At 46.6% G+C, this 1,453-nt stretch carries 2 protein-coding genes, 1 tRNA gene and 1 pseudogene; 3 read left to right on the top strand and 1 reads right to left on the bottom strand.

Features of this window, described 5'->3' with window-relative positions:
* Positions 1-473, bottom strand: a 473-nt coding sequence (locus AB7S66_RS09400; protein WP_428519367.1) for a redoxin domain-containing protein, incomplete at its 3' end; no start/stop codon positions are given.
* A 193-nt stretch (positions 474-666) separates the two neighbouring features.
* On the opposite strand from AB7S66_RS09400, the gene AB7S66_RS09395 reads away from it, so the two are divergent.
* The 3 genes and pseudogenes from AB7S66_RS09395 to AB7S66_RS09385 form a co-directional block, all read left to right on the top strand.
* Positions 667-754, top strand: a tRNA-Sec gene (locus AB7S66_RS09395).
* 3 nt (positions 755-757) lie between these two features.
* Positions 758-1,063: a hypothetical protein gene (locus AB7S66_RS09390; protein ID WP_428519365.1), complete on the top strand. Its 306-nt coding sequence runs from the start codon at positions 758-760 to the stop codon at positions 1,061-1,063.
* 15 nt (positions 1,064-1,078) lie between these two features.
* Positions 1,079-1,453, top strand: a pseudogene (locus tag AB7S66_RS09385) (L-seryl-tRNA(Sec) selenium transferase); the annotation flags it as partial.

The raw sequence follows: 1,453 nt of genomic DNA, 5'->3' as shown, positions 1-1,453 counted from the left end.
ACACCGCCCTCTGCATCATAAATGCCATAGGCAGTCCCAATAGCTCCGCCACCATCCGAAAGCATCGGATAGGTTACGCCGCCTTCAACCATTTTAGAAATCTCATTTTCGTTCCAAATCTTATGGGTGTAAATACTGTCCACGCTCATTGAGAGCACTTGGACTCCGAGTTTCTCGAACTCGGGATTCTTTTCGGCGACCGCCGAAATTTCTGTCGCTCAGACAAATGTGAAATCACCTGGATAGAAACAGAGTACTACCCATTTGCCGAGGTAATCTGAGAGCTTCACTTCGACAAACTTGCCTTTGTGATAAGCAGGCGCTGAAAAGTCAGGCGCTTTCTGACCAACTTTAATCATGCTCATCTCCTCCTTGATCTGTGTTGCCTGCCCACCGGATGTTGTTTCTTGTGGAACAACACCGACAGGCCCACTTTTAGGTCGCTGACAACCCGGTTTGAATTCTTCGGGCATTTAGCTTCTCCTTTTCTCAATCGTCCAACGGACAAAGAGAGATTATTTGGTATGTATCAGTATAGAAAACGTACAGTGTGAATGCAAGTATTTATTGTATTAAATTAGTAGTGTGTTTGGATTGGTACCTTATATCAATAAGGTAGTAAATTCCTTGTTGACAATACCAGTGAAAGCCACCTACTATCCAAGAGGAAGCTGATAGGATCTGGTGGTCCTCGCGGTCTTCAAAACCGTTGGGCGTGTAGAAGCGTCGGGAGGTTCAATTCCTCCCTCTTCCGTATATGAATGCAACAAAGTTGTCTGGATTGCCACAGATTGAAGTCCTGCTTGGTGAATCATCATTAAGCAGGTATATCGCTGTCATGTCACGGCCCTTGGTAGCTGATACCATACGGGTGGTGCTTGAGAGCATACGTGGCGAGGTCATGGAAAAAGGAAAGAATGTACCTGACAGGGAATCGATTCTCTCCAGAATATGCTTGGAATGTGAACATATCTCGAAAGACCGTATCCAGAGAGTGATTAATGCAACGGGTGTCATCATCCATACAAATATGGGACGATCACCTTTGAATTGTCAGATCTGAGAGGAAGCAGAGGGAATCAACTGCGGTTACTCCAACTTAGAGCTAGATCTTTGTACTGGTAAGAGGGGTAAAAGAAAGGGTCTTATACCGATGCTTCTCTCTTCATTGACCGGGGCAGAGGATGCTCTGGTGGTAAATAATAATGCCGCTGCCGTCTACCTGATCCTTGCAACCTTCGCAAAGGACAGGGAAGTGATCGTAAGCCGTGGAGAGCAGGTCCAGATCGGGGGTGGGTTCCGTGTCCCAGAGATTCTCAAGGCAACCGGAGCAGGTCTTGTTGAAGTGGGGACAACGAATATCACCACCTTCAAAGACTACGCTGAAGCTGTCACTCCTGAAACTGCTATGATACTTTCAGTGCACCGTTCGAACTTTGCCATCAGGGGGTTT

Source organism: Sphaerochaeta sp. (assembly GCF_050178175.1).
Taxonomy (GTDB): domain Bacteria; phylum Spirochaetota; class Spirochaetia; order Sphaerochaetales; family Sphaerochaetaceae; genus Sphaerochaeta.
This window is presented reverse-complemented; position numbering and strand designations above follow the sequence as displayed.

What these genes read in the sequence shown, in the direction of transcription:
- AB7S66_RS09390 (WP_428519365.1), top strand. Translation starts at nt 758, where the DNA reads ATGAATGCAACAAAGTTGTCTGGATTGCCACAGATTGAAGTCCTGCTT.